Annotated in this window: 18 protein-coding genes; 14 read left to right on the top strand and 4 right to left on the bottom strand. The window is 68.9% G+C overall.

The features are described 5' to 3' along the window. Nucleotides 1–396: 396 nt before the first annotated feature. Nucleotides 397–903 (top strand): DinB family protein, encoded by a 507-nt coding sequence (locus AB5J62_RS12040; RefSeq protein ID WP_370948288.1) that lies wholly within the window; start codon nucleotides 397–399, stop codon nucleotides 901–903. Here AB5J62_RS12040 and AB5J62_RS12045 read toward each other — a convergent pair. After that, complete coding sequence (locus AB5J62_RS12045) at nucleotides 890–1,654, bottom strand: DUF1295 domain-containing protein (RefSeq protein WP_370948289.1); 765 nt, start codon at nucleotides 1,652–1,654, stop codon at nucleotides 890–892. The two genes, AB5J62_RS12040 and AB5J62_RS12045, sit on opposite strands and share 14 nt — an antisense overlap. Then, entirely contained in the window at nucleotides 1,651–2,916 is a 1,266-nt protein-coding gene (locus AB5J62_RS12050) for a class I SAM-dependent methyltransferase (RefSeq protein WP_370948290.1), read from the bottom strand. Before AB5J62_RS12050 ends, AB5J62_RS12045 begins: the two co-directional genes overlap by 4 nt. 83 nt (nucleotides 2,917–2,999) lie before the next feature. On the opposite strand from AB5J62_RS12050, the gene AB5J62_RS12055 reads away from it, so the two are divergent. From AB5J62_RS12055 to AB5J62_RS12105, 11 genes are all read left to right on the top strand, one after another. Beyond that, nucleotides 3,000–4,268, top strand: a complete 1,269-nt coding sequence (locus tag AB5J62_RS12055) for an NAD(P)/FAD-dependent oxidoreductase (RefSeq protein WP_370948291.1) — start codon at nucleotides 3,000–3,002, stop codon at nucleotides 4,266–4,268. After that, a complete protein-coding gene (locus tag AB5J62_RS12060) occupies nucleotides 4,262–4,972 on the top strand; it encodes a DUF1365 domain-containing protein (protein WP_370950246.1) in 711 nt (236 codons plus the stop codon). Before AB5J62_RS12055 ends, AB5J62_RS12060 begins: the two co-directional genes overlap by 7 nt. After that, nucleotides 4,965–5,555 (top strand): ECF RNA polymerase sigma factor SigK, encoded by a 591-nt coding sequence (sigK, locus tag AB5J62_RS12065; RefSeq protein ID WP_370948292.1) that lies wholly within the window; start codon nucleotides 4,965–4,967, stop codon nucleotides 5,553–5,555. Before AB5J62_RS12060 ends, sigK begins: the two co-directional genes overlap by 8 nt. Next, a complete protein-coding gene (locus AB5J62_RS12070; RefSeq protein ID WP_370948293.1) occupies nucleotides 5,552–6,292 on the top strand; it encodes an anti-sigma factor domain-containing protein in 741 nt (246 codons plus the stop codon). Before sigK ends, AB5J62_RS12070 begins: the two co-directional genes overlap by 4 nt. A 185-nt stretch (nucleotides 6,293–6,477) precedes the next feature. Further along, entirely contained in the window at nucleotides 6,478–7,773 is a 1,296-nt protein-coding gene (gene ftsZ, locus AB5J62_RS12075) for a cell division protein FtsZ (protein ID WP_370948294.1), read from the top strand. A 111-nt stretch (nucleotides 7,774–7,884) separates the two neighbouring features. After that, nucleotides 7,885–8,589 (top strand): peptidoglycan editing factor PgeF, encoded by a 705-nt coding sequence (pgeF, locus tag AB5J62_RS12080; RefSeq protein WP_370948295.1) that lies wholly within the window; start codon nucleotides 7,885–7,887, stop codon nucleotides 8,587–8,589. Beyond that, nucleotides 8,586–9,314 (top strand): YggS family pyridoxal phosphate-dependent enzyme, encoded by a 729-nt coding sequence (locus AB5J62_RS12085; protein WP_370948296.1) that lies wholly within the window; start codon nucleotides 8,586–8,588, stop codon nucleotides 9,312–9,314. Before pgeF ends, AB5J62_RS12085 begins: the two co-directional genes overlap by 4 nt. An 88-nt stretch (nucleotides 9,315–9,402) precedes the next feature. Beyond that, nucleotides 9,403–10,008, top strand: coding sequence for a cell division protein SepF (locus tag AB5J62_RS12090; RefSeq protein WP_370948297.1), 606 nt, complete (start codon nucleotides 9,403–9,405; stop codon nucleotides 10,006–10,008). 106 nt (nucleotides 10,009–10,114) lie between these two features. Beyond that, a complete protein-coding gene (locus AB5J62_RS12095; protein ID WP_091290819.1) occupies nucleotides 10,115–10,399 on the top strand; it encodes a YggT family protein in 285 nt (94 codons plus the stop codon). Between the two features lie 52 nt (nucleotides 10,400–10,451). Beyond that, the gene (locus AB5J62_RS12100) at nucleotides 10,452–11,321 is read left to right on the top strand and encodes a DivIVA domain-containing protein (protein ID WP_370948298.1); all 870 of its coding nucleotides are present in this window, start codon (nucleotides 10,452–10,454) and stop codon (nucleotides 11,319–11,321) included. A gap of 84 nt (nucleotides 11,322–11,405) precedes the next feature. Beyond that, nucleotides 11,406–12,020 carry a hypothetical protein gene (locus AB5J62_RS12105; RefSeq protein WP_370948299.1) on the top strand — a complete coding sequence of 205 codons (615 nt, stop codon included), beginning with the start codon at nucleotides 11,406–11,408 and terminating at the stop codon, nucleotides 12,018–12,020. A gap of 451 nt (nucleotides 12,021–12,471) precedes the next feature. Here the strand turns inward: AB5J62_RS12105 and AB5J62_RS12110 are convergent, their stop codons facing one another. Together AB5J62_RS12110 and AB5J62_RS12115 are read right to left on the bottom strand one after the other, a co-directional pair. After that, nucleotides 12,472–15,072 carry a tol-pal system YbgF family protein gene (locus tag AB5J62_RS12110; RefSeq protein ID WP_370948300.1) on the bottom strand — a complete coding sequence of 867 codons (2,601 nt, stop codon included), beginning with the start codon at nucleotides 15,070–15,072 and terminating at the stop codon, nucleotides 12,472–12,474. After that, nucleotides 15,069–16,823 carry an HSP90 family protein gene (locus AB5J62_RS12115; protein WP_370948301.1) on the bottom strand — a complete coding sequence of 585 codons (1,755 nt, stop codon included), beginning with the start codon at nucleotides 16,821–16,823 and terminating at the stop codon, nucleotides 15,069–15,071. Before AB5J62_RS12115 ends, AB5J62_RS12110 begins: the two co-directional genes overlap by 4 nt. A gap of 307 nt (nucleotides 16,824–17,130) precedes the next feature. Between AB5J62_RS12115 and ileS the strand changes: the two genes are divergently transcribed. Together ileS and AB5J62_RS12125 are read left to right on the top strand one after the other, a co-directional pair. Beyond that, nucleotides 17,131–20,292 carry an isoleucine--tRNA ligase gene (gene ileS, locus AB5J62_RS12120; protein WP_370948302.1) on the top strand — a complete coding sequence of 1,054 codons (3,162 nt, stop codon included), beginning with the start codon at nucleotides 17,131–17,133 and terminating at the stop codon, nucleotides 20,290–20,292. A gap of 80 nt (nucleotides 20,293–20,372) precedes the next feature. Then, nucleotides 20,373–21,962 (top strand): penicillin-binding transpeptidase domain-containing protein, encoded by a 1,590-nt coding sequence (locus tag AB5J62_RS12125; protein ID WP_370948303.1) that lies wholly within the window; start codon nucleotides 20,373–20,375, stop codon nucleotides 21,960–21,962. The last annotated feature ends 4 nt before the right edge of the window (nucleotides 21,963–21,966 follow it).

The following is a 21,966-nucleotide window of genomic DNA, read 5'->3' on the forward strand; positions in this document are numbered from 1 at the left end:
CCTTGTATGAAGGGAGCCTTCATACAGGCCGATCGCGGGTTCCGCCAAAGTCGACGTGCCCGGGTGAGTAGGTGCGTGAACGCCACGTTCCCAACGATGGACGTTGTGAACGTCTCGTTCACTCCTTCAACACTGCCCAAAAAGTCGGACAAAAGCGATTTTATCGGACAAATGGTATCGACTGTGGTCCTTTGTGGACATTTGCTTGGGTGTGGCTGACGCCCTGCGGGCAAGTTGATCTTCGTGAAACCCGAGTTTGGGCCAGTGGGTGGCTCAAACTCGGGTTTCGCGTGTCCGCACCGCCGACTTTGCCGGAATTCTGCGCTACGGCAGGTCCGACCCCAGGTCGGGGGAAATGGGGCGAAAGTGTCGGACCGCTGAGGCAGACTGCGGAGCATGAGCCAAGAACCCAAGCGGCCCGAACCGGACATGGTCGGCGACGAGCGCGCCCAGCTGACCGGTTTCCTCGACTTCCTGCGCGCGACCGTCGTGTGGAAGGCGAGCGGTCTCACCGACGAGCAGGCTCGCCAAGCGTTGCTGCCGAGCAAGGTGTTCACGATCGCGGGGATCGTCAACCACCTGTTCCTGGTCGAGGAGTACTGGTTCGGCGTCATCCTCAACGGCGAGAAGGACCGCTGGAAGGAGAAGCTCGACGTCGACCCGGACGCCGAGTTCCGTGAAGCGCTCGACAAGCCGCTCGCCCGGATCATCGAGGACTACGAGAAGGAGTGCCGCCGCTGCAGCGAAATCGTCGCGAAGCTCGACTTCGACCAGGAGGTGCCGTACCGGGACAAGCGGGTGAACGTGCGCTGGGTCGTGACCCACATGATCGAGGAGACCGGCAGGCACGCCGGCCACCTCGATCTGCTGCGGGAACTGACCGACGGGCTTACCGGGGAGTGACGTTCTTGCGTGGTGGCAACGGGAAGAAGCCGCTGGTGCGCTCGACGTAGTAGGCGTAGCCGGGCCGGGAACGCCGCATGCCCTTCTCCAGCAACGGTTTCCCGGTGCCCTTCGCCAGCAGGTAGGTCATCACGATCGGGGAAAGGATCATCGCCGCGCCCGTCCAGGTCGTGCACGCCATCAGATACAGGCCCCACCAGAGGCAGGCGTCGCCGAAGTAGTTGGGGTGCCTGGTGTAGCGCCACAACCCGGTGTCGAGGACCTTGCCCTTGTTGGCCGGGTCGGCCTTGAAGCGGCGCAGCTGGTCGTCGCCGACCGTCTCGAACGCGAAGCCGACGATCCACACCACGACGCCGAGCCAGCTCACCCAGCCCCAGCCGGACGCGAGCTGGATCGGCAGCGAGACGAACCAGAGGATCACCGCCTGCAGCAGGTACACGCGCAGGAACATCGGCAGCGCGGGATTCGGGCCCATCCGCTTGGCCATCTTCACGTAGCGCGGGTCCTCGGGGAGGCCGTGGTTGCGCAGATGGAGATGGACCGCGAGCCGGACGCCCCAGATCACCGTCAGCGCCGCCAGCGCGAACGGCGTGTCGGCGACCGCGAAGCTGGTCACCGCGACGATCGCGAAGCCGAGGCCCCAGAAGGTGTCGATGGTGTCCCAGCGCTTGCGTGCCATCGCGATGGCGAAGGTCAGTGCGACCGCCGCGAGGGTGACGCCCGCGTTGACCGCCAGTGTCGTGGCGATCATGCGAACTCGCGGGTGGCCGGCATCCCGCTCGATCCCTCGTCCGTCGGCCGCACCGCGAGAATTTGATCCACGCCCATCCTGTTCTCTTCGAAGGCCATCGCGCCGCCGACGAGATACAGCCGCCACACGCGCGCGCCCGCCTCGCCGATCAACGCCACCGCATCATCCCAGCGTGACTCCAGTGTGGCAGTCCAAGCACGCACGGTGTCGACATAGTGTTCGCGCATCGCGTGCACGTCGCGGATTTCGAAGCCTGCCGACTCGATGTGCCCCAGCGTCCGGGACAGCGGCCGCATGGTCATGTCCGGCGCGATGTACCGCTCGATGAACGCGCCGCCGCCCGGCGCCACCGCGCCACGTGACATCTGCTGCAGCACCAGCCTGCCCTCGGGCTTGAGCATGCGGAACAGCGTGCTCGTGTACGTCGGGTAGTTCTCCTCGCCGACGTGCTCACCCATCTCTATGGACGAGACGGCGTCGAACGGCTCGTCGGTCAGCTCGCGGTAGTCCTGGCGGCGGACTTCCACCCGATCGGTGAGATCGTGCTCGGCGAGCCGTCCCCGGATGTGCTCCAGCTGCTCCGCGGACAGCGTGATGCCGACGGCTTCGACGCCGTGGTGCTTCGCGGCGTGGACGAGCAGGGAGCCCCAGCCGCAGCCGACGTCCAGCAGGCGCATGCCGGGGCGCAGGTCCAGCTTGCGGCAGATCATCTCCAGCTTGTCCCACTGCGCCTGCGCCAGCGAGGTCTCCTCCGAGCGGAAGTACGCGGACGAGTAAGCCATGGATTCGTCGAGCAACAGCTGGTAGAACGCGTTGCTCGTGTCGTAGTGGTGTGCGATCGCGGCCTTGTCGCGCAACAGGCTGTGCAGCCTGCCCGACAAGCGCGCCTCTTCCGCGGGCGGACGCGGCGGCAGCCCGAGCACGCCCAGCGAGGCGGCCAGTCGGACGGCTTCGGCCCACTCACGCGGTCCGAGCTTCACCCGGCTGAGCGCACCGGATCGGGTGAGCGCCCAGATGCGGCGGAAACCCTCGGTGAGATCACCTTCGACGTCGAGGTCGCCGGAGACGTACGCGCGCGCGAGCCCGAGCTCGCCGGGGGAGTAGAGCAGGCGGCGCAGCGCCCTGCGGTTGCGCAGCACCACGGTCGGCGCGCCGGCCGGACCAATCCGCACGCCGTCCCAGGTACGAAGGCCAACCGGGAGCGAAACCCCGAGAAGTTTCTCCACGAATGTCACGAGGCGATGGCAGCTGCTGTTCGGCATGTCCGTGATTCGGCGCCCGGCGGCGGACGGATTGGTCCGCAACCCGCGCCAATCCGGGTACGGACCTGCTCCGAACCACCTTCGTGCAGACATCCAAGCAACGCATCGGCGTGGTCGGCGGCGGGGTGGCCGGGCTGACCGCGGCCTACCTGCTGCAACGGCGCTACGACGTCCTGCTGTTCGAGGCCGACGACCGGCTCGGCGGGCACGCCCACACGCACGACGTGCCCAGCGCGCACGGCGGCACCGTCGGCGTCGACTCCGGGTTCATCGTGCACAACGAGCGCACGTACCCGTACCTGTTGCGCCTGTTCGGCGAGCTCGGCGTGCGCACGCAGGACACCGAGATGTCGATGAGCATCCGCTGCGACGGCTGCGGTCTGCAGTACGCGGGCGCCAAGGGCGTGCGCGGCATGTTCGCCCAGCCGCGCAACCTGGGCCGCGCGAAATATCTGCGCATGCTCGCCGAGGTCAAGCGCTTCCACCTGCACGCGCACCGGCTCTTGAGCGCCACGGACGCCGGTGACGTCACCATCGGCGCCTTCCTCGCCATCGGCGGGTACACGAAGTACTTCGTCGACCACTTCATGCTTCCGGTGGTCTCGACCGTGTGGTCGGCGGACCGTGCGGACACCCTGCGTTACCCGGCGCGGTACCTCTTCGAGTTCCTGCGCAACCACGGGATGCTCTCGATCGGCGATTCGCCGCAATGGCGCACGGTCACCGGCGGCTCCCGCGAATACGTCGAGCGGGCGGCCAAGCAGCTCACCGCGGTGCATCTGTCCACCCCGGTGCGCAGCGTCTCGCGCACGGTCTGGGGCGTGGAGGTCCGCGACGACGCCGACACCGTGCACGCGCTCGACCATGTTGTCATCGCGGCGCACGCGGATCAGGCTTTGGGCATGCTCGCCAAGCCGACGGCCGCCGAGTCCGAACTGCTCGGCTCGTTCCGCTACTCCGCCAACGAAGCGTGGCTGCACACGCACGACGCGATCCTGCCGTCGGCGCGGGCGGCACGGGCAGGCTGGAACTACTCGGCCGCCGAATGCGGCGCGCACCAGGGCGCCGTCCAGGTCAGCTACGACATGAACCGGCTGATGTGCCTGGACGAGCCGAAGGGGTACGTCGTCACGCTCAACCCGGCCAGCCCGCCGCCCGAGTCGTCGGTCATCGCGAAGATGAACTACGAGCACCCGGTCTACACGCCCGAATCCGTCGCGGCACAGCGGCGGCTGCCCGAGCTCAACGACGGCAAGCTCGCCTTCGCGGGCGCCTATCAGGGCTGGGGTTTCCACGAAGACGGTTGCGCGTCCGGGGTGCGCGCGGCGGCATCGTTCGGAGTGGACTGGTGACCGCGCTCTACGACGCCACGGTCGCGCACGTGCGGCGGATCGACCCGCCGCACTCCTTCGCGCACCAGATCTACCTCTGGTTCGTCGACCTCGACGACCTGCCCGAACTTCCCTGGTACCTCAAGCCGTTCGCCCGCTTCGACGGCCGTGACCACTTTGGACCGGCCGACCCCGGCAGCATCCGGTCCAAACTGGACGCCTGGCTCGCCACCCGCGACGTCGACCTGCGCGGCGGCAAGGTCGCGATGCTCGCCAGCGCGCGCGTGCTCGGCTACGTGTTCAACCCGATCACCGTCTACTGGTGCCACTACCCGGACGGCGAACTCGCGTGCGTCGTGGCGGAGGTGCACAACACCTACAAGGGCCGCCACGCGTACCTGCTCCACCCCGACTACGACGGTTCGGCGCGCGCGGACAAGGAGTTCTACGTGTCGCCCTTCCAGACGATGGAGGGCGAGTACCGGATGCACGTGCCGTGCCCGGACGCGTTCCTCGCGGTCACCGTGGCACTGCGGCAGCGCGGTGACGTCGTGCTGACCGCTACCCTGCGCGGAGTCCGCCGCCCGGCGGGCCGCCGGGCGCTCGTCCGCTTGCTGCTCGCGAGGCCGCTGCTGCCGCAGCGCGTCTCCGCGCTCATCCGCAAGCACGGCATCACCCTCTGGCTGAAGAAGGCACCGTTGATCCGGGAGACGAGCAATGGATGAACCGGTACGGTCCCGCATCGCCCCGGTGCAGTCGGGACCGAGCGCCGAGGACCTGCTCGTGCGGGTCGCGAAGGGCGACGAGCGCGCGTTCGAGCAGCTCTACGACAAGCTCGCCGGGCCGGTGCTCGGCCTGGTCCGCCGGGTCGTGCGCGACGGCGCGCAGTCCGAAGAGGTCGCGCAGGAAGTGCTCGTCGAGCTCTGGAAGACCGCCACGCGGTATTCGCCGGACAAGGGGAGCGCGCTGAACTGGGCGCTCACGCTGGCGCACCGGCGCGCGGTCGACCGGGTGCGGTCGGCGCGCGCGAGCACCGACCGAGAGCAGAAGGCGACCTTCGAGGCCGCCAGGAATCGTCCCTTCGACGAGGTCGCCGAGGCGGTCACCTCGCGCTGGGAGCGCTCACAGGTGCGCAAGTGCCTGTCGAACCTGACCGAGCTGCAACGGGAATCGGTGCTGCTCGCGTATTACCAGGGGTACACGTATCGCGAGGTCGCCGAGGTGCTGTCGACCCCGCAGGGAACCATCAAGACGCGGCTGCGGGACGGGCTGATCCGGCTGCGTGACTGTTTGGGGGTGACGGCATGAGCTCACCTGAGATGCACACGCTCGCGGGTGCTTTCGCCGTGAACGCGTTGTCCGAGCACGAAAGGGCGCGTTTCCAGCGCCATATCGAGGAATGCGAGTCCTGCGCGCAGGAGGTGCGGGAACTGCGCGCGACCGCGGCGAGGCTGGGCGCGGCCGTCGCGGAGGAGCAGACCGGCGACCGGCTGAAGGCACGCGTGCTCGCCCAGGTCAGGGCGACCAGGCAGCTGCCGCCCGACGCACCGGTCGAGCACGAGGAGAGCGCACGCGCGACCAGGCGCGTGCCGCGTTGGACGGTGTTCTTGACGACCGCCGCCGCCGTCGTCGGGCTGGCGCTCGCCGGTGTCTTCGGCGGGATCGCGCTCAACGCCCAGGACCGGCTCGAAACCGCGCAGGCCAAGTACGCGCCGGTGGCCGAACTCCTGTCCGCGCCGGACGCGCAGACGCTGCACGGGCGTTCGGCGATCGGGGGCGGCGGGACCGTCGTCATGTCGCCTTCGCTGGACAAGATGATGTTCATGGCGTCGAAGCTGCCCAGTCCCGGCGACCGGGATTACCAGGTCTGGCTGATCGAGGGTGGCGTGCCGCGCTCGGCCGGGGTGCTGCCGCGAGCCGAGGGCGGGCAGCTCGTGCTGGCCAGCGGTGTCACCGGAACGACGCAGGTCGCGGTCACTTTGGAGCCCCTTGGCGGGGCGGCGGAGCCGACGACCGACCCGTTCTTGCGGGTTTTCACGGCTTGATGGCAAAAACCCTGTAGCTACACAGTTTTGGCGACACACGGCGTGGCAACTGGATTAACGGCTTCCTTTTACCTACCTTCCAGTCAACGCAGGTGGTTGACATAACTCTCAGCCTAGGGTTTAGGTCGAGGGTTCGACGCTGCCAGCGTGGCTGTACGGGCAGAACGAAAAGGAAGGCGGACCCGATGGCGCCCCCGCACAACTACCTTGCGGTGATCAAGGTCGTCGGTATCGGCGGCGGCGGCGTGAACGCCGTGAACCGCATGATCGAGGTCGGCCTCAAAGGTGTCGAGTTCATCGCGGTGAACACCGACGCGCAAGCACTGCTCATGTCCGATGCCGACGTCAAGCTCGACATCGGCCGCGAACTGACCCGCGGCCTCGGTGCCGGCGCCGCCCCCGAGGTGGGGCAGAAGGCCGCCGAGGACCACCGCGAGGAGATCGAAGAGGTCATCAAGGGCGCCGACATGGTGTTCGTGACCGCCGGTGAGGGTGGTGGCACCGGCACCGGTGGCGCCCCCGTGGTCGCGCAGATCGCCCGCAAGCTGGGCGCGCTGACCATCGGCGTGGTCACCAGGCCGTTCACCTTCGAGGGCAAGCGCCGCGGCAAGCAGGCCGAGGACGGCATCCAGGCGCTGCGCAACGAGTGCGACACGCTCATCGTCATCCCCAACGACCGGCTGCTGCAGCTCGGCGACATCGGCGTCTCGCTGATGGACGCGTTCCGCTCCGCGGACGAGGTGCTGCTCTCCGGTGTCCAGGGCATCACCGACCTGATCACCACCCCCGGCCTGATCAACCTGGACTTCGCCGACGTCAAGAGCGTCATGTCCGGCGCGGGCTCCGCGCTGATGGGCATCGGCTCCGCGCGTGGTGAGGGCCGGGCCATCCAGGCGGCCGAGAAGGCGATCAACTCGCCGCTGCTCGAAGCCTCGATGGACGGCGCGCACGGCGCGCTCCTGTCGATCGCGGGCGGCTCCGACCTCGGCCTGTTCGAGATCAACGAGGCCGCCTCGCTGGTGCAGGAGTCCGCGCACCCGGACGCCAACATCATCTTCGGCACGATCATCGACGACTCGCTCGGCGACGAGGTCAGGGTCACGGTCATCGCGGCAGGCTTCGACGCGGGCACGCCGACGCACAAGAAGCTGGACCCGTCGACCTTCGCGTCGGCGCGCAGCAACTCGACCGCGACGGCCACCTCCGGCCACGTCGGCCAGGGCGCCACCCCGGTCGGCTCGAACACCACGCCGACGCAGCAGACGACCAGCAACGGCTACCCGGTCGCCCCGCCGCGCACGCACACCCCGGTCGGCTCGACCGGCTCGATGTCCGGCGGCCTCCCGCAGCCGGGCAACTCGCGTGGCTACCCGGCCCCGCGCACCACCTCGGGCACGGGCAGCCTGCCCGGCCGCGCGATGCCGGTGCAGGACGACCCGTCCGACGACGACGTCGACGTGCCCCCGTTCATGCGCCGCTAGCCGACTCGACCACTTTCGGGGTCGTGAGTGGTATCGCCGGTTCTAACCGGCCATACCACTCACGACCCCGTTTTCGCAGGCCCTCACCTCTTGAGCGATAGGGTCAGGTTCGTGAAGATCCGCAGGGTAGTGACCACTCGTGCGGGCGGGGCGTCGCGCGCTCCGTACGACACGTTCAACCTCGGCGACCACGTCGGTGACGACGACGGCGCCGTGTACGCGAACCGCAAGCGGCTCGCGGCCGAGCTCGGGCTGGCCGAGGACAAGCTCTCCTGGATGGAGCAGGTCCACGGGCGGACCGCGACCACCGTCGACGGCACCGAGACGTCGGCGGCCGAAGCCACCGACGCGCTCGTCACGGCGACGACGGGGCTCGCGCTGGTCGTGCTCGTCGCGGACTGCGTGCCGTTGCTGCTGGCGGACTCCGAGGCCGGCGTCGTGTCGGCGGTGCACGCCGGCCGGGTCGGCGCCAGGGTCGGCGTCGTCCCCGCGGCCGTCGAGGCGATGGTCAAGGCGGGCGCCGAGCCGCATCGGATCGAGGCGCTGCTCGGCCCGGCCATCTGCGGTGACTGCTACGAGGTGCCCGCCGACATGGCGGCCGACGTCGAGAAGCACGTACCCGGCAGCGCCTGCAAGACCCGCAAGGGCACGCCGGGCCTTGACCTGCGTGCCGGTCTCTGGCGGCAGCTGGCCGACCTCGGGGTCGGCAAGATCGGCGTCGACCCGCGCTGCACCAACGAGGACAAGACGCTGTTCAGCTTCCGCCGCGACGGCACCACGGGCCGGATCGCCGCGATCACGTGGATCGAGCCATGAGCGAGCGGCTGGCCGAGCTCGAAGCGAACCTCGCCGAAGTCGAGGACCGCGTCGCCCGCGCGTGCGCGGCGGCGGGGCGGGCTCGCGACGAGGTCCGGCTGCTCGCCGTCACCAAGACCTTCCCGGCGTCCGACGCGGCGCTCCTGGCCGACCTCGGCGTCACCTACATGGCTGAAAACCGAGATCAGGACGCGAGCGCCAAAGTCGACGAGATGGCCGTGCTGCGGCCCGACGCCGCCATCCGGTGGCACATGGTCGGGTCGCTGCAGCGGAACAAGGCGCGCTCGGTCGCGCGGTGGGCGGACGAGGTCCAGTCCGTCGACTCGCCGAGGCTCGCCGCGGCGCTGGCGAAAGCGGTCCGAAACGCCCGCGAGGAAGGGCAACGCGAGACGCCGTTGGACGTCTTGATCCAAGCGAGCATCGACGGGGATCCGGCGCGCGGGGGCTGCCCCATCGGGCAGATTGCGGCGCTGGCGGAGGAGATCACTCTTACGGGTGATTTGAATCTCGGTGGCCTGATGGCCGTCGCGCCCATCGGTGTTGACCTGGACAAGGCGTTTTACACCTTGGGGCAAGCAAGCGAGCGGCTACGCCAAGATCACCCAAATGCCCGTGAGCTTTCCGCTGGAATGAGCAATGATCTGGAGCAAGCGATCGCGGCGGGCTCGACCTGTGTGCGTGTCGGAACCGCGCTGCTCGGCAAGCGCGGTTTAGCCTCGCCTTAGGGAGTACCGGCCCGGCGGCGAGGGGAAAGTTTGAACGTCCGCCGAGCCGGGTAGCACGGTGCGGGAGCGGCGAGGCTAGGGAGAGGGCATGAGCGCGCTACAGAAGCTGAAGGCCTACTTCGGCATGGTCCCCGCCGATGACGACGGGTACGACTACGAAGACGGTGCCGACGACGATTACCGGCGTGGTTCGTATGCCGACGACTCCTACGACGACTACGAAGAGCAACCGCGCCAGCGCACCAGGTACCGCGCCGCCGACGACGAGGGTTACGAGCCCGCCGTCCGCACGCGTCCGCGCACCACGGTGGCCGAGCCGTCGACGCACGGCGCGCTCGCCGTCGACCGGCAGCCGGAGCCGGTGGCCAGGCTGCGGCCGGTCATGGAGCCGGCGAAGCCGCCGATGCGCGACGCGCTGAGCCGCATCACCACGCTGCACCCGACGAACTACGCCGAGGCGCGGGCGATCGGCGAGCACTACCGCGAGGGCATCCCGGTGATCATGAACCTCACCGAGATGGAGAACGCGGACGCCAAGCGGCTCGTCGACTTCGCGGCCGGGCTCGCGTTCGCGTTGCGTGGCTCGATGGACAAGGTGACGAACAAGGTGTTCCTTCTCTCACCGCCTGATGTCGACGTCACCGCGGAGGATCGCCGCCGCATCGCCGAGGGCGGACTGTTCCTCCGCGGCTGATCCACAACTCGGCGCCGTCGGCTACGGAACGTGAGAAAACCGACTCCGGACCACGAAGTACCCCTCCAACTGCGTCTTCCGCGCTCCGCCATGGCAGAGTGGTGACGTGGATTTGGTCTGGCTCATCGTCTGGTACGTGCTGTTCGCCTTTTGGTTGTTGCTGACAGCACGTGTCGTCATAGAGCTCGTGCGCGCCTTCGCGCGCGAGTGGCGTCCCGCCGGAGGGGTTGCGGTAACGCTGGAGACCATCTACACAGTTACGGACCCGCCGGTCCGTTTGGTCCGTCGGATCATCCCGATGGTGCGGATTGGCGGCGTCGGACTGGACTTATCGATTATGGTGCTGCTGTTGGTTGTGTTCATCGCGATGCAACTGGCGACGCCCAAGTGACTCGGGGATGCTTGGGTGGACCTGCAGGCCATGGAGTGCGTGAGGTGATCTGATGTCGTTGACCCCCGCTGACGTGCATAACGTCGCGTTCAGCAAGCCTCCTATTGGCAAAAGGGGCTACAACGAAGACGAGGTAGATGCCTTCCTCGACTTGGTGGAGACCGAACTTGCCAGGTTGATCGAGGACAACAACGAACTCCGGCAGCAGGTGGAGCAGCTCGACAACGAGCTGGAGTCCACTCGCGGCGAGCTGGAGAACGCGAAGGTGAGCGCGGTCCAGGCCCCGCCACCGGTGCGTGAAGAGCCGCGGCGGCTTGCCCCGGTGCCGCCACCCGCTTCGGCGATGGAGCAGACCCAGTCGCACGGCATGATGGGCGACAACGGCGAGCCCAACGTGCAGGCGGCCAAGGTGCTGGGTCTCGCCCAGGAGATGGCCGACCGGCTCACCGCCGAGGCCAAGACCGAGTCCGACGGGATGCTGGCGGAGGCCCGGACCAAGTCCGAGCAGCTGCTCTCCGACGCCCGCTCGAAGTCGGACTCCATGGTCAACGAGGCGCGCACGCGTGCCGAGACCATGCTGAACGACGCTCGGACCAGGGCGGAGACCCTGGAGCGACAGGCGCGCGACAAGGCGACCACCATGGATCGCGAGGCGCAGCGCAAGTACACCGAGACGATGAACAACCTCAACGCCGAGAAGACGTCGCTGGGCAAGAAGATCGAAGAGCTGCGCACGATAGAGCGGGAATACCGCACTCGCCTGCGTGGGTTCCTCGAGTCCCAGCTCCGCGAACTCGACGACAGGGGATCGGCGGCGCCCGCTTCGGCGGCACCGGGCTCCGGCCAGCAGGGCCAGGGCGGATCCGGTGGCAGCGGCGGCGGTCAGGGCTACTCGTTCGGACCGCGCGCTGAAGCAGGCTGATCGGTTTTGACTGACGGAAACGGTTCCGGCACTCCTTGTGGAGGGTCGGGACCGTTTCCGTGCGTCCACGTGTTGTAATGCACCGTGCTCTACATCGTGCTCGTACTGGTGCTGGCGGCCCTCGGGTTGTTGGTCACGGCGCTCATCACCGCCGATTCGCTCTGGGCCTACGTCTCGATCGGCCTTTCGGTGCTGGCCGGGATCATCCTGTTCGCCGACTGGCTGCGCAGGAAGTCCCGTAAATCCGCCGAAACGGTGGAGGAACCGCCTGCCGAGGAAGTCACCGAGGAAGCGGAAGACGCCGAGCAGACGGCGCTGCTCCCGACCACCGGTGAGCTCGACGAGTCCGCCGCCGAAGACGCGGCCGAGACCGTGGTCGTGCCGGTCGTCGAACCCGAACCCGAGCCGGAACCCGTCGTGCCCCCGGTCCGCGCGAAGGACGAGGGCGACCCCGGCGAAGAACCCACCGACGCCGCCGACCTCCTCATCGTGTCGGAACTCGACGTCGAGGTGGTCGTCGTAGACGAGTACCCCCGCTACCACCTCCGCGCCTGCACCTGGCTCGCCGACCGCGACCTCATCCCGATCGGCGTCTCCGAAGCCCGCGAACTCGGCTTCACCCCCTGCGTCCGCTGCGGCCCCGACGCCAAGCTCGCCACCGCGCACCGCACCAAGAAGAAGTCCAAGGCCGACAGCTGACCCAAGCAAGCCCCGCGATAAAGCCCGCTTAACTCCCCGGAGTTAAGCGGGCTTTATCGCGGACCTCCCCGCGCCACCACCCTCCCAGCATCCCCGCTCGGACGGCACGCGTACCTGGACGGACGACACCCGTGCACAGATGGACGGCACGCGTACCTGGATGGACGGCGCGTGTACCCAGAGAGTCGGCACGCGTACCCAGGGAGTCGGCACGCGTGCCTGGGGAGTCGGGACGGCAGGCGTGGGGTGAGTTTTGGCTGGGTGGCGTGTCGTCCGTCTGTGCACGGGTGGCGTCCGTTGGCGTACGCGTGCCGTCCATTCAGGTACGCGTGCCGTCCGGCTGGGTACGTGTGCCGACTGTTCGGGTACGCGGGGGTGGGATAAAGCCTGCTTAACTCCCTGGGATAAAGCCCGCTTTACTCCGGGGAGTTAAGCGGGCTTTATCGCGGGGTTAGGGGGTTAGGTCGGCGAGGAGGGACTCGAGGTGGGCGCGTTGGTTGGTCGCGTCGGCGGGGAGGGTGGCCAGTGCTTGGGTGAGGACGGCGTGGGCTTCGGCGGGGCGGTCGAGGTCGCGGAGGATGCGGCCGTGGAGCGCGCCGGCGGCCGCGGCTTCGGAGAGCGAGTCGACGGCGCGGAAGCCTTCGGTGGCGTGGATGACGCGGGGGAGCGCTTCGGCGGGGCGCTCGAGGTTGACCAGGATGCGGGCCGCGTCGTAGTTGAGCATCGAGTGTTCCCAGCGGGTTTGGGGGTCCTCGGTGGACAGGGTGGCGGCGTGCGCGTCGGTGGCCGAGAGGGCGGCGAGTGCCCGGTCGTGGTCGCGGGCCCAGTGCCAGGACAGGGTCGCGCGGCGGCGGGTGCGGAGTTCGTCGACGGCGAAGTCCGCTTCGTGGAACAGCTCCGCCGCGCGGGCGAAGCTCGCGGCGGCCTGTGCGTCGCGGTCGAGGTCGTCGAGGATCTCGCCGGAGAGCTCGTGCATCTGACCGGCGCCGGCCTGATTGCCTTCGCTGATACAGAACTCCGAGACCTCGGCGAGCAGCTCGAGCGCCTGGTCCGGCTGACGGAGCGCGCGGTAGGTCCTCGCGAGCATGAACTGTGCCTGTGAGAAATCCTCTTCGGCGTCACGCAGCACCGGGATCGCCTCTTCGAGCCGGTCGGCGACCTCTTCGAAACGTTCGAGGTGCAGGCAGGCCGAAGCGAGTTCGACCTTCGCGCGGGCCGCGCCGAGCGCGTTGCCGTACGCGGCGAAGTCCGTGACCACGCCGGTGAACAGCGCGGCGGCTTCTTCGAGGTCGCCGAAGATCGCCTTCAACCTGGCCGCCGAAAGCCGGGCACCGGCCGCGCGGATGGGTGCGCCCGCCGCGAGGTAGCGGGAGGCGGCGTCGTCGAGCAGGCCGAGCGGCTCCGCGGTGAGCGCCTCGCTCATGGTCGCCGAGAACTCCGCGGTCTGCTGCAACAGCTGCGCGGCCTGCAGCGCGATCCCGGCTTCTTCGATCGGCTTGCGCGCGTCGTCCAGCAGCGCCATCGCGCGTTCGGACTCGCCGCTCACCAGCGCGGCCTGCGCGAGCCGCAGCAGGCCCCAGCCGTACTGCTCGGCGTCACCCAGCTTGGCAAGGCGTTCGACGCTGGCCGTGATCTCGTCCGTGCCTTCGCCCCCGAAGCTCTTGAGCAAGCCGAGACGGCTTCGCACCGCTTCGTGAGCGACCTCGTCGCCCAGCCCGCGATAGACCTCGGCGGCGCGCGACCAGTGCGTGACGGCCACGTCCCGGACCTGGTTCACGACCAGGTTCCCGGCGCCGACCAGACGGCGAGCGAGCAGCGCGCCGTCTGGCGACGGCAGCAGCTCGTCGAAGCGTGCCCAGGCCGCCGCGGTCGCGGCCTTGTCGTCGAGCAGGTGCTGCCGTTCGGCCAAGGACGCGAGTTCGGCCGGACTGTCCGGAAAGGACGCTGCGACCGGTACGGCGCTGGCGGGTTCGCGCACCGGCCCTGACAACGGGAGGAAGTCCACGACGGGCACCTGGGCGAGCCGGTCGCGCACCCAGTCGCCCTGCCTGGACGTGCCGTTGCGCGCGTCGAACCGCGCGGCGATCGCCGTCGCGCGTTCGCTGAGCCGCGCCCGCAGCTCGCGGACCGTGACGTCGCCGATGGGGGCGTTCCCGTGCCCGTCGGCCTCGACCAGGCTCAGCACGTTCGCGGCCGAAGCGGAGAACGACATCTCGCCCAGCGGGGTCGGCGCGCTGTCCAGCCAGCCGAGGTGACGCTCCAGCAGCTGCAGCCCGCGCGCGTGATTTCCGGTGAGCGCGCAGAAACTCAGGTGCACGCCGACCGTCTGCAGCTCGCTCGGCGTGCTCTGCACCGCGCGATAGGCCTGCCGGTGTGCACGCGCCGCCTCGGCCAACCGTCCTGTTCGGACATACGGGACCAGCATCGCGGTGAGGATGCTCTGCGGCTGCTCGACACAGTCGAACTGCCCGCCCAGCACGGAATCCCCGATCCGCACGGCGTCCTCGAACTCGCCGAGCCAGGTCAGGTGGGCGACCTTCGAGTTCGGTTCGCAGCCCTCGCAGTCGGACATCTCGCCGCGCGGCGCGGCCGTCCAGAGCCGGTACTGCTCGCGCGCGACGGCCTTGTCGCCGATGTGCCGCGCGATGAGTTCGCGGTGCTGGTGCACGGGGTTCATCGTGTGCCCGCCCAGCCGGTACCGGCGCTCCATGTCGTCGAGCACCGCGTAGGTCTGGGCGAGCGGGATCTCGGGGAACCCGGCCATCGCGTTGACCGTGCCCTTGAACTGCCAGAACAACCGGAAGTTCAGGTCGGGCTCGCTTTCGCCCGCGTCATGCGCGGCCAGGCACCACGAAAACGGGACGAACGCCTTCGCGGGCTCGCCGCCATGGCGATAGGCGTTCGCGATCATGAGCCGCGTCGTGTACTTCAGCCGCGGCGAGCCCTGCGCGTCCACCTGACGCAGGATCTCCTCCAGCTCGGCGATGTGCGCGCGGCCGTACGGTCGCGAGCCCGCCGCCCGCAGGCGGTTCCACAGCTCGTCTTCGCTCATCGGGTCTCCTCCGTGGGGACGGCCTGGTCGAGCAGGCCCAGGAACGACCGATTGAGCAATGCCGCGTCGGCCGGGCGAATGGGGTGGTAGCCGAGCAGCAACGCCTGGCCGTAGAGCGCTTCGACCGCGAGCGCGGTCAGCGCTTCGTCTCGCAGCGCGGAAATGCGCCGCACCAACGGGTTCCGGAAGTTGAGGACCAGCTGCGGGCGATCGTCAGCGGGCTTTTCGAAGGCCGACAACACCCCGGCCCACAGTTCGTCCACTTTGTCCTTGGTCGCGCGCAGCTCGCTTTGGAAGGCCGCCGAGCGGTCCACCAGGAACAGCACCGGCAGCGACGCCGGTTCGAACTCACGCAGCACGACCTCGCAGCCGAGCTTGTCCATGCTCCGCTGCGCCGCGGCGAGGAACGGCCGAGCGGCCAGTTCCTCGGCCGAGCCGAGCGGCGAGAACGTCGTCGTCAGCGTGCTCGGTTCGAGCAGTTCGACGGTCAGTCCCGGCTCGACGCCTGCCAGCCGCTCGATGATCTCGCTGTCGTAGGTGTAGCCGCCGTTGATCACCGCGAGGTTCTGTGCGGCGGCGACGCCTGCCAGCTGCCGGAACTCCTCGGTGGTGGCGCTGTAGCGGATCATCCCGTGCCTGGCGCGGAATTCGGTGAGCGTCATCCGGCCGACGTTGGTCTCCATCGGCCACCACTGCTCGACCAGCCGCAGCATCTCGTCGTCGTGCAACGCCAGCGCCTTGACACCCAAGTGGTGCACGCCGAGGAACCGCGTCAGCCGCTCCGGGCTGGTCCGCGCGAGCCCGACGAGCCAACCGCGCAGCCGGTCGCCCAGCGCTTCGCGGGTCGCGTCCAGCAGCCCGTCGTCGTAGAGCGACTCCCGGCTCGCGGTCGGCCGGAGCTCACTCGCGTCGACCACGCAGCGCGCGAAGAACGCCCAGTCCGGCAACAGGCTGGTCGCGCTTTCGGCCAGCAGCATGCGCTTGAGGTACACGCGGTGCCCCGCGTGCTCGGCCGGGTTGGCCGGGAACGGCAGCACGTACGCGACGCCGGTGAGCCCGGCCTCCGGCACGTCCAGCTCGATCACGTCGAACGGGGTGAAGCCCAGCAGGTCCTGCGCGTGCCCGACCAGATCGGCCTGCCGGTGCCCCGGCGAACGGTCGTCGGCACGCCACGGCACCTCGCCGGTGACGGCCTGGCCGTTGACCGTGACGTCGAAAGGCAGCATCGATCCGTACAGCCGCGCCAGGTCGGTGACGGTCTCCGGCACCAGCCACTGCTCGGCGCCGGGCCGGGCCGTCAGCGTGACCGTGGTGCCGATCGTGTCCCGCTCGGCGGGCTCGATCGCGTAGGTGCCGTCGGACCGGCCGGTCCACGCGACCGCGGGCGTGCCGGTGGCCGAGCGGGTGACGACGCGGACCTCGTCGGCGACCAGGAAAGCGGAGAGGAGACCGATCCCGAACTGGCCTAGGAACTCGTGCCTCGCGAAACCGAGGTCGTCGCGCTTCGAGCTGCGCCCGATCGTCGCCAGTAGCTCGTGCACCTGCGCCTCGGACAGGCCGATGCCCGTGTCGGTGATCGTGAGCGTGCCGTCGGCGACGACGATCGCGATCGACGCTTCGCCGCCGCGCGCGGTGACCGCGTCGACGGCGTTCTGCAGCAGCTCGCGGACGTAAACGCGCGGGCTGGAGTACAGGTGCTGGCTCAGCAGATCGACGACACCGCGCAGATCCACCTGAAAGGTACGGCTCAACTGATGATCCCCCTGAGAGTGTGCGGGCCATCGTAGCGACAACCAGGCCTGTGCAAACCCGCTTTACAGTGGGCGTTAACCTAGAGAGACAAAGGCGTCGATCCGGCCATCACCGGGAAGCCTCCGGAAGAACAGGGCGTCGCAGGCGCCCCCAGTAGAACCGGACGGGTACGGCCCGTCACAGCCGAAACGAAGCGGCCCATGCGAATGGGCAAGCGGGGTGGTACCGCGGAACCGCCGGAAACGGCGCGTCTCGTCCCCGTGTAGGCGAAGAGCCTGTACGAGAAGACGACGAGGAGCACCGCCGATGTACCCCAAGGCCCAGCTGGACGGAGAGAGCACCGTCCCGTCCCAGCCATCGTTCCCCGAGCTCGAGAAGCACGTGCTCGCGTACTGGGAATCCGACCGGACCTTCCAGGCGAGCATCGACGCGCGCGAGGCCGGGGTCAACGGCGCCAACGAATACGTCTTCTACGACGGCCCGCCGTTCGCCAACGGCCTGCCGCACTACGGTCACCTGCTCACCGGGTACGTCAAGGACCTGGTGCCGCGGTACCAGACCATGAAGGGCAAGCGCGTCGAGCGCCGCTTCGGCTGGGACACGCACGGCCTGCCCGCCGAGCTGGAAGCCATGCGCCAGCTGGGGATCACCGAGAAGTCCGAGATCGACGCGATGGGCATCGACGTCTTCAACGACGCCTGCCGCGAGTCCGTGCTGCGCTACACCGGCGAGTGGGAGGAGTACGTCACCCGCCAGGCGCGCTGGGTCGATTTCGAGAACGACTACAAGACACTCGACGTCAAGTACATGGAGTCGGTGATCTGGGCGTTCAAGCAGCTGTGGGACAAGGGCCTGGTCTACGAGGGCTACCGCGTCCTGCCGTACTGCTGGCGTGACGAGACGCCGCTGTCCAACCACGAGCTGCGGATGGACGACGACGTCTACCAGAGCCGTCAGGACCCGGCCGTCACCGTCGGTTTCCGCTTGGAGGGCAACGAAAACGAGCTCGACGGCACCTACCTGCTGATCTGGACGACGACCCCGTGGACGCTGCCGTCGAACCTCGCCACGGCCGTGCATCCGGACGTGCAGTACGTGGTCGTCGAGTCCGAGGGCAAGCGGTACCTGCTGGCCGAGGCCCGCGTCGCCGCCTACGCGCGTGAACTCGGCGAGGAGCCGGCCGTCGTCGCGCACTACACCGGCACCGAGCTGCTCGGAACCCGTTACGTGCCACCGTTCCCGTACTTCGCCGGGCACGAGAACGCGCACCGCGTGCTTTCCGCGGACTATGTGACCACAGAGGACGGTACGGGTGTCGTCCACATCGCGCCCGCCTACGGTGAAGAGGACAAGGCGGTCACCGACGCCCACGGCATCGTGCCCGTCACCCCCGTCGACTCGCAGGGCAAGTTCGACTCCACCGTGCCCGACTACGCGGGCAAGCTGGTGTTCGACGCGAACCCGGAGATCATCAAGGACCTCAAGAACGGCACCGGTTCCGCCGGCCGTCAGGGCTCGGTGCTGCTGCGCCACGAGACCTACGAGCACCCGTACCCGCACTGCTGGCGCTGCCGCAACCCGCTGATCTACCGCGCGGTCTCGTCGTGGTTCGTCGCGGTGACCGAGTTCAAGGACCGGATGGTCGAGCTCAACCAGCAGATCACCTGGTACCCCGAGCACGTCAAGGACGGCCAGTTCGGCAAGTGGCTGGAGAACGCCCGCGACTGGTCGGTCTCGCGCAACCGGTACTGGGGCACGCCGATCCCGGTGTGGCAGTCGGACGACCCGAGCTACCCGCGCACCGACGTCTACGGCTCGCTCGACGAGCTGGAGGCCGACTTCGGCGTGCGGCTGGACAACCTGCACCGGCCGTTCATCGACGAGCTGACCAGGCCCAACCCGGACGACCCGACCGGCAAGTCGACCATGCGCCGCGTCGCGGACGTGCTCGACGTCTGGTTCGACTCGGGGTCGATGCCGTACGCGCAGGTGCATTACCCGTTCGAGAACGCGGAGTGGTTCGAGCACCACTACCCGAGTGACTTCATCGTCGAGTACATCGGCCAGACGCGTGGCTGGTTCTACCTGCTGCACGTGCTGGCGACGGCGTTGTTCGACCGGCCGGCGTTCCGCGCCTGTGTCTCGCACGGCATCGTGCTCGGCTCCGACGGCGCGAAGATGTCCAAGTCGCTGCGCAACTACCCGGACGTCAACGAGGTCTTCGACCGTGACGGCTCCGACGCGATGCGCTGGTACCTGATGGCGAGCCCGATCCTGCGCGGCGGGAACCTGATCGTCACCGACAAGGGCATCCGCGACGCGGTGCGCCAGGCCGTGCTGCCGCTGTGGAACTCGTACTACTTCCTCGCGCTGTACGCGAACGCGGAAGGCGTCGAGGGCACCTGGCGCACGGACTCCAAGCACGTGCTCGACCGGTACGTGCTGGCGAAGACGCACCAGCTGGTCACCGACGTCGAGTACGCGCTGGACACCTACGACGTCGCGGGCGCCTGCTCGATCGTGCGTGAGTTCCTCGAGGTGCTCACGAACTGGTACGTGCGCCGCTCGCGTGACCGGTTCTGGGCGGGCGAGCAGGACGCGATCGACACCCTGCACACCGTGCTCGAGGTGACTTCGCGCGTGGTCGCGCCGCTGCTGCCGCTGACCGCGGAGTCGGTGTGGCGCGGGCTGACCGGTGGCCGTTCGGTGCACCTGACCGACTGGCCGAACACGGTCGAGCTGCCCGCGGACGCCGCGCTGGTGACGGCGATGGACCACGTCCGCCAGGTCGCTTCGTCCGCGTTGTCCCTGCGTAAGGCCAACAAGCTGCGCGTGCGCCTGCCGCTCGCCAGGCTGCTGGTCGCGGCGGGCGACGCCGAGCTGCTGCGCGAGTTCACCGACATCCTGCGCGACGAGGTGAACGTCAAGTCGGTCGAGTTGACCACCGACGTCGCCGCGCACGGCGAGTTCCAGGTCGCGGTCAACGCCCGCGCCGCCGGGCCCCGCCTGGGCAAGGACGTGCAGACGGTGATCAAGGCCGTCAAGGCCGGTGACTGGTCCACGTCGGCTTCGGGCGCCGTGGTGGCGGCCGGTATCGAGCTGGTCGAGGGCGAGTACGAGCGCAAGCTGGTCGCCAAGGACTCGGGTGCGGCCGCCGAGCTGCCCGGTGGCGGCGGGCTGGTCCTGCTCGACACCGAGGTCACGCCGGAGCTGTCCGCCGAAGGCTTGGCGCGCGACCTGATCCGGGTGGTCCAGCAGGCCCGCCGTGACGCCGGGCTCGACGTCGCGGACCGGATCGAGCTGGTCGTCGACGCGCCTGCCGAGGTCACCGAGGCGGCGAAGGCGCACGAGAAGTTCGTCGCGTCGGAGACGCTTTCGCTCGCCGTGAGCTACGGCGAGGTGACCGGTGGGTCCGAGGGCACCGTCGGCGAGGGCGTCAAGGTGACGGTCTCGGTGGCAAAAGTGTAGATGTTGTGATGGTCCGGACCATGTTCGCTCGATTCGGTTAATGTCGGCCCCCGGTAGCTCGCAACTGGGGGAATGTGAACGTGAGTAACGCGCGTAAAAGAGGAATTCTGATCGGCACCGCGGTGGCGGTCGTCGTGCTCGTGCTGGCCGGGGTGGTGCTGCTGAACAGCGGCTCCACCCCGGACGCGGCTTCGGGGGAGTCCGCTCCGGCCACCACCGCGCCGGGCCCTAAAGACATGGCCACCAAGTACGTGCTGGCGTTCTCGTCGCACGACGCCGCCGGCGCAGGCCGGTACACCGACAGCCCGGACGCGGCGACGGCCGCCATCTCCGACGTCTATTCGAGCGTGTCCCAGAAAGTGCAGGCGACGCTCACCGAGGTGGCGCCCGCCGCCGCGGACGCCGCGACGGGCTCCGGAAAGTTCCACCTCGTGTGGAGCCTGGCAGGCGGCAAGTGGAACTACGACGTGCCGATCGAACTGGTCAGGGCGGGCAAGGACTGGAAGGTCCACTGGACGCCGGCGCTGCTGCACCCCGACCTCAAGGACGGCCAGCGGCTGCTGCTCAAGACCGCCGGCAAGCAGCCCGCCGTCGTCGACCGGGACGGCAAGGCGCTGGTGGGCGGCGACGTGACCACGCCGCTGGTCCCGCTGCTCGACTCGGCGCTGAACGGCGCGAAGGCCCAGAGTTCCGGTGACGCGGGGTTCTCGATCGCGATCGTCGACGCCGCGGGCGCCGTCGTCAAAGACGAGTTCACCAAGGAAGGCAGCGGCACCGTCAAGCCGGCCACGTCGACGGTGAGCCTGGCGACCCAGGCGGCCGCGCAGGCGGCGGTCGACTCCGCCGGTGACAAGCCCGCCGTGATCATCTCGATGAGGGCGAACGGCGAGATCACCTCCGCCGCGCGCAACGCGGCCGCGGCCGCGAAGAACACCAACCCGTTCAGCGGCCAGTTCGCGCCAGGCTCGGCGTTCAAGATCGCGACCGCGACCGCGGCGCTGGAGAACGGCATCGGCGCGAACGACGTCCGTGAGTGCCCCGAGGTCGCGACGATCGGGCAGCGCACGCTCAAGAACGACGGTTTCGGCCTGCCGCCGAGCCCGTTGCACACGACGTTCGCGCGCTCGTGCAACACGACGTTCGGCCAGATCGCGGCCGACCTGCCCGCCGACGGGCTGAAGAAGGCGGCTGACCAGTTCGGGCTGAACGCCGACTTCAGCATCCCCGGCCTGACCACCGAAGCGGGCAAGGTCGAGGCGGCGGACAGCGAGTCACAGCGGGTCGAGGACGGCATCGGGCAGGGCCGGGTCACGGTCAGCCCGTTCGGCGCCTGCTTGATGGCGGCGACGGTCGCGTCGGGCAAGGCCGTCACCCCGCAGCTGTTCACCGACCTGCCGACCGACGTCGGCACCGGGTACAAGGCGCCGCCCGCCGGGGTGCTCGGCCCGCTGCGGCAGATGATGCGCGAGGTCGTCACCGCCGGTACCGCGAAGGGCTTGGCGGGCAGTGGCGACGTGCGGGGAAAGACCGGGACCGCGCAGTTCGGCAGCGGGGAGAACGCGCACGGCTGGTTCGTCGGCTACAAGGGCGACACCGCGTTCGTCGTGTTCATGGAGGGCGCCGACTCGTCGAAGCCCGCTGTGGGCCTGGCGGCGAAGTTCCTGGGCTGACGAC

The sequence above is a fragment of the Amycolatopsis sp. cg5 genome (assembly GCF_041346955.1).
GTDB lineage: Bacteria > Actinomycetota > Actinomycetes > Mycobacteriales > Pseudonocardiaceae > Amycolatopsis.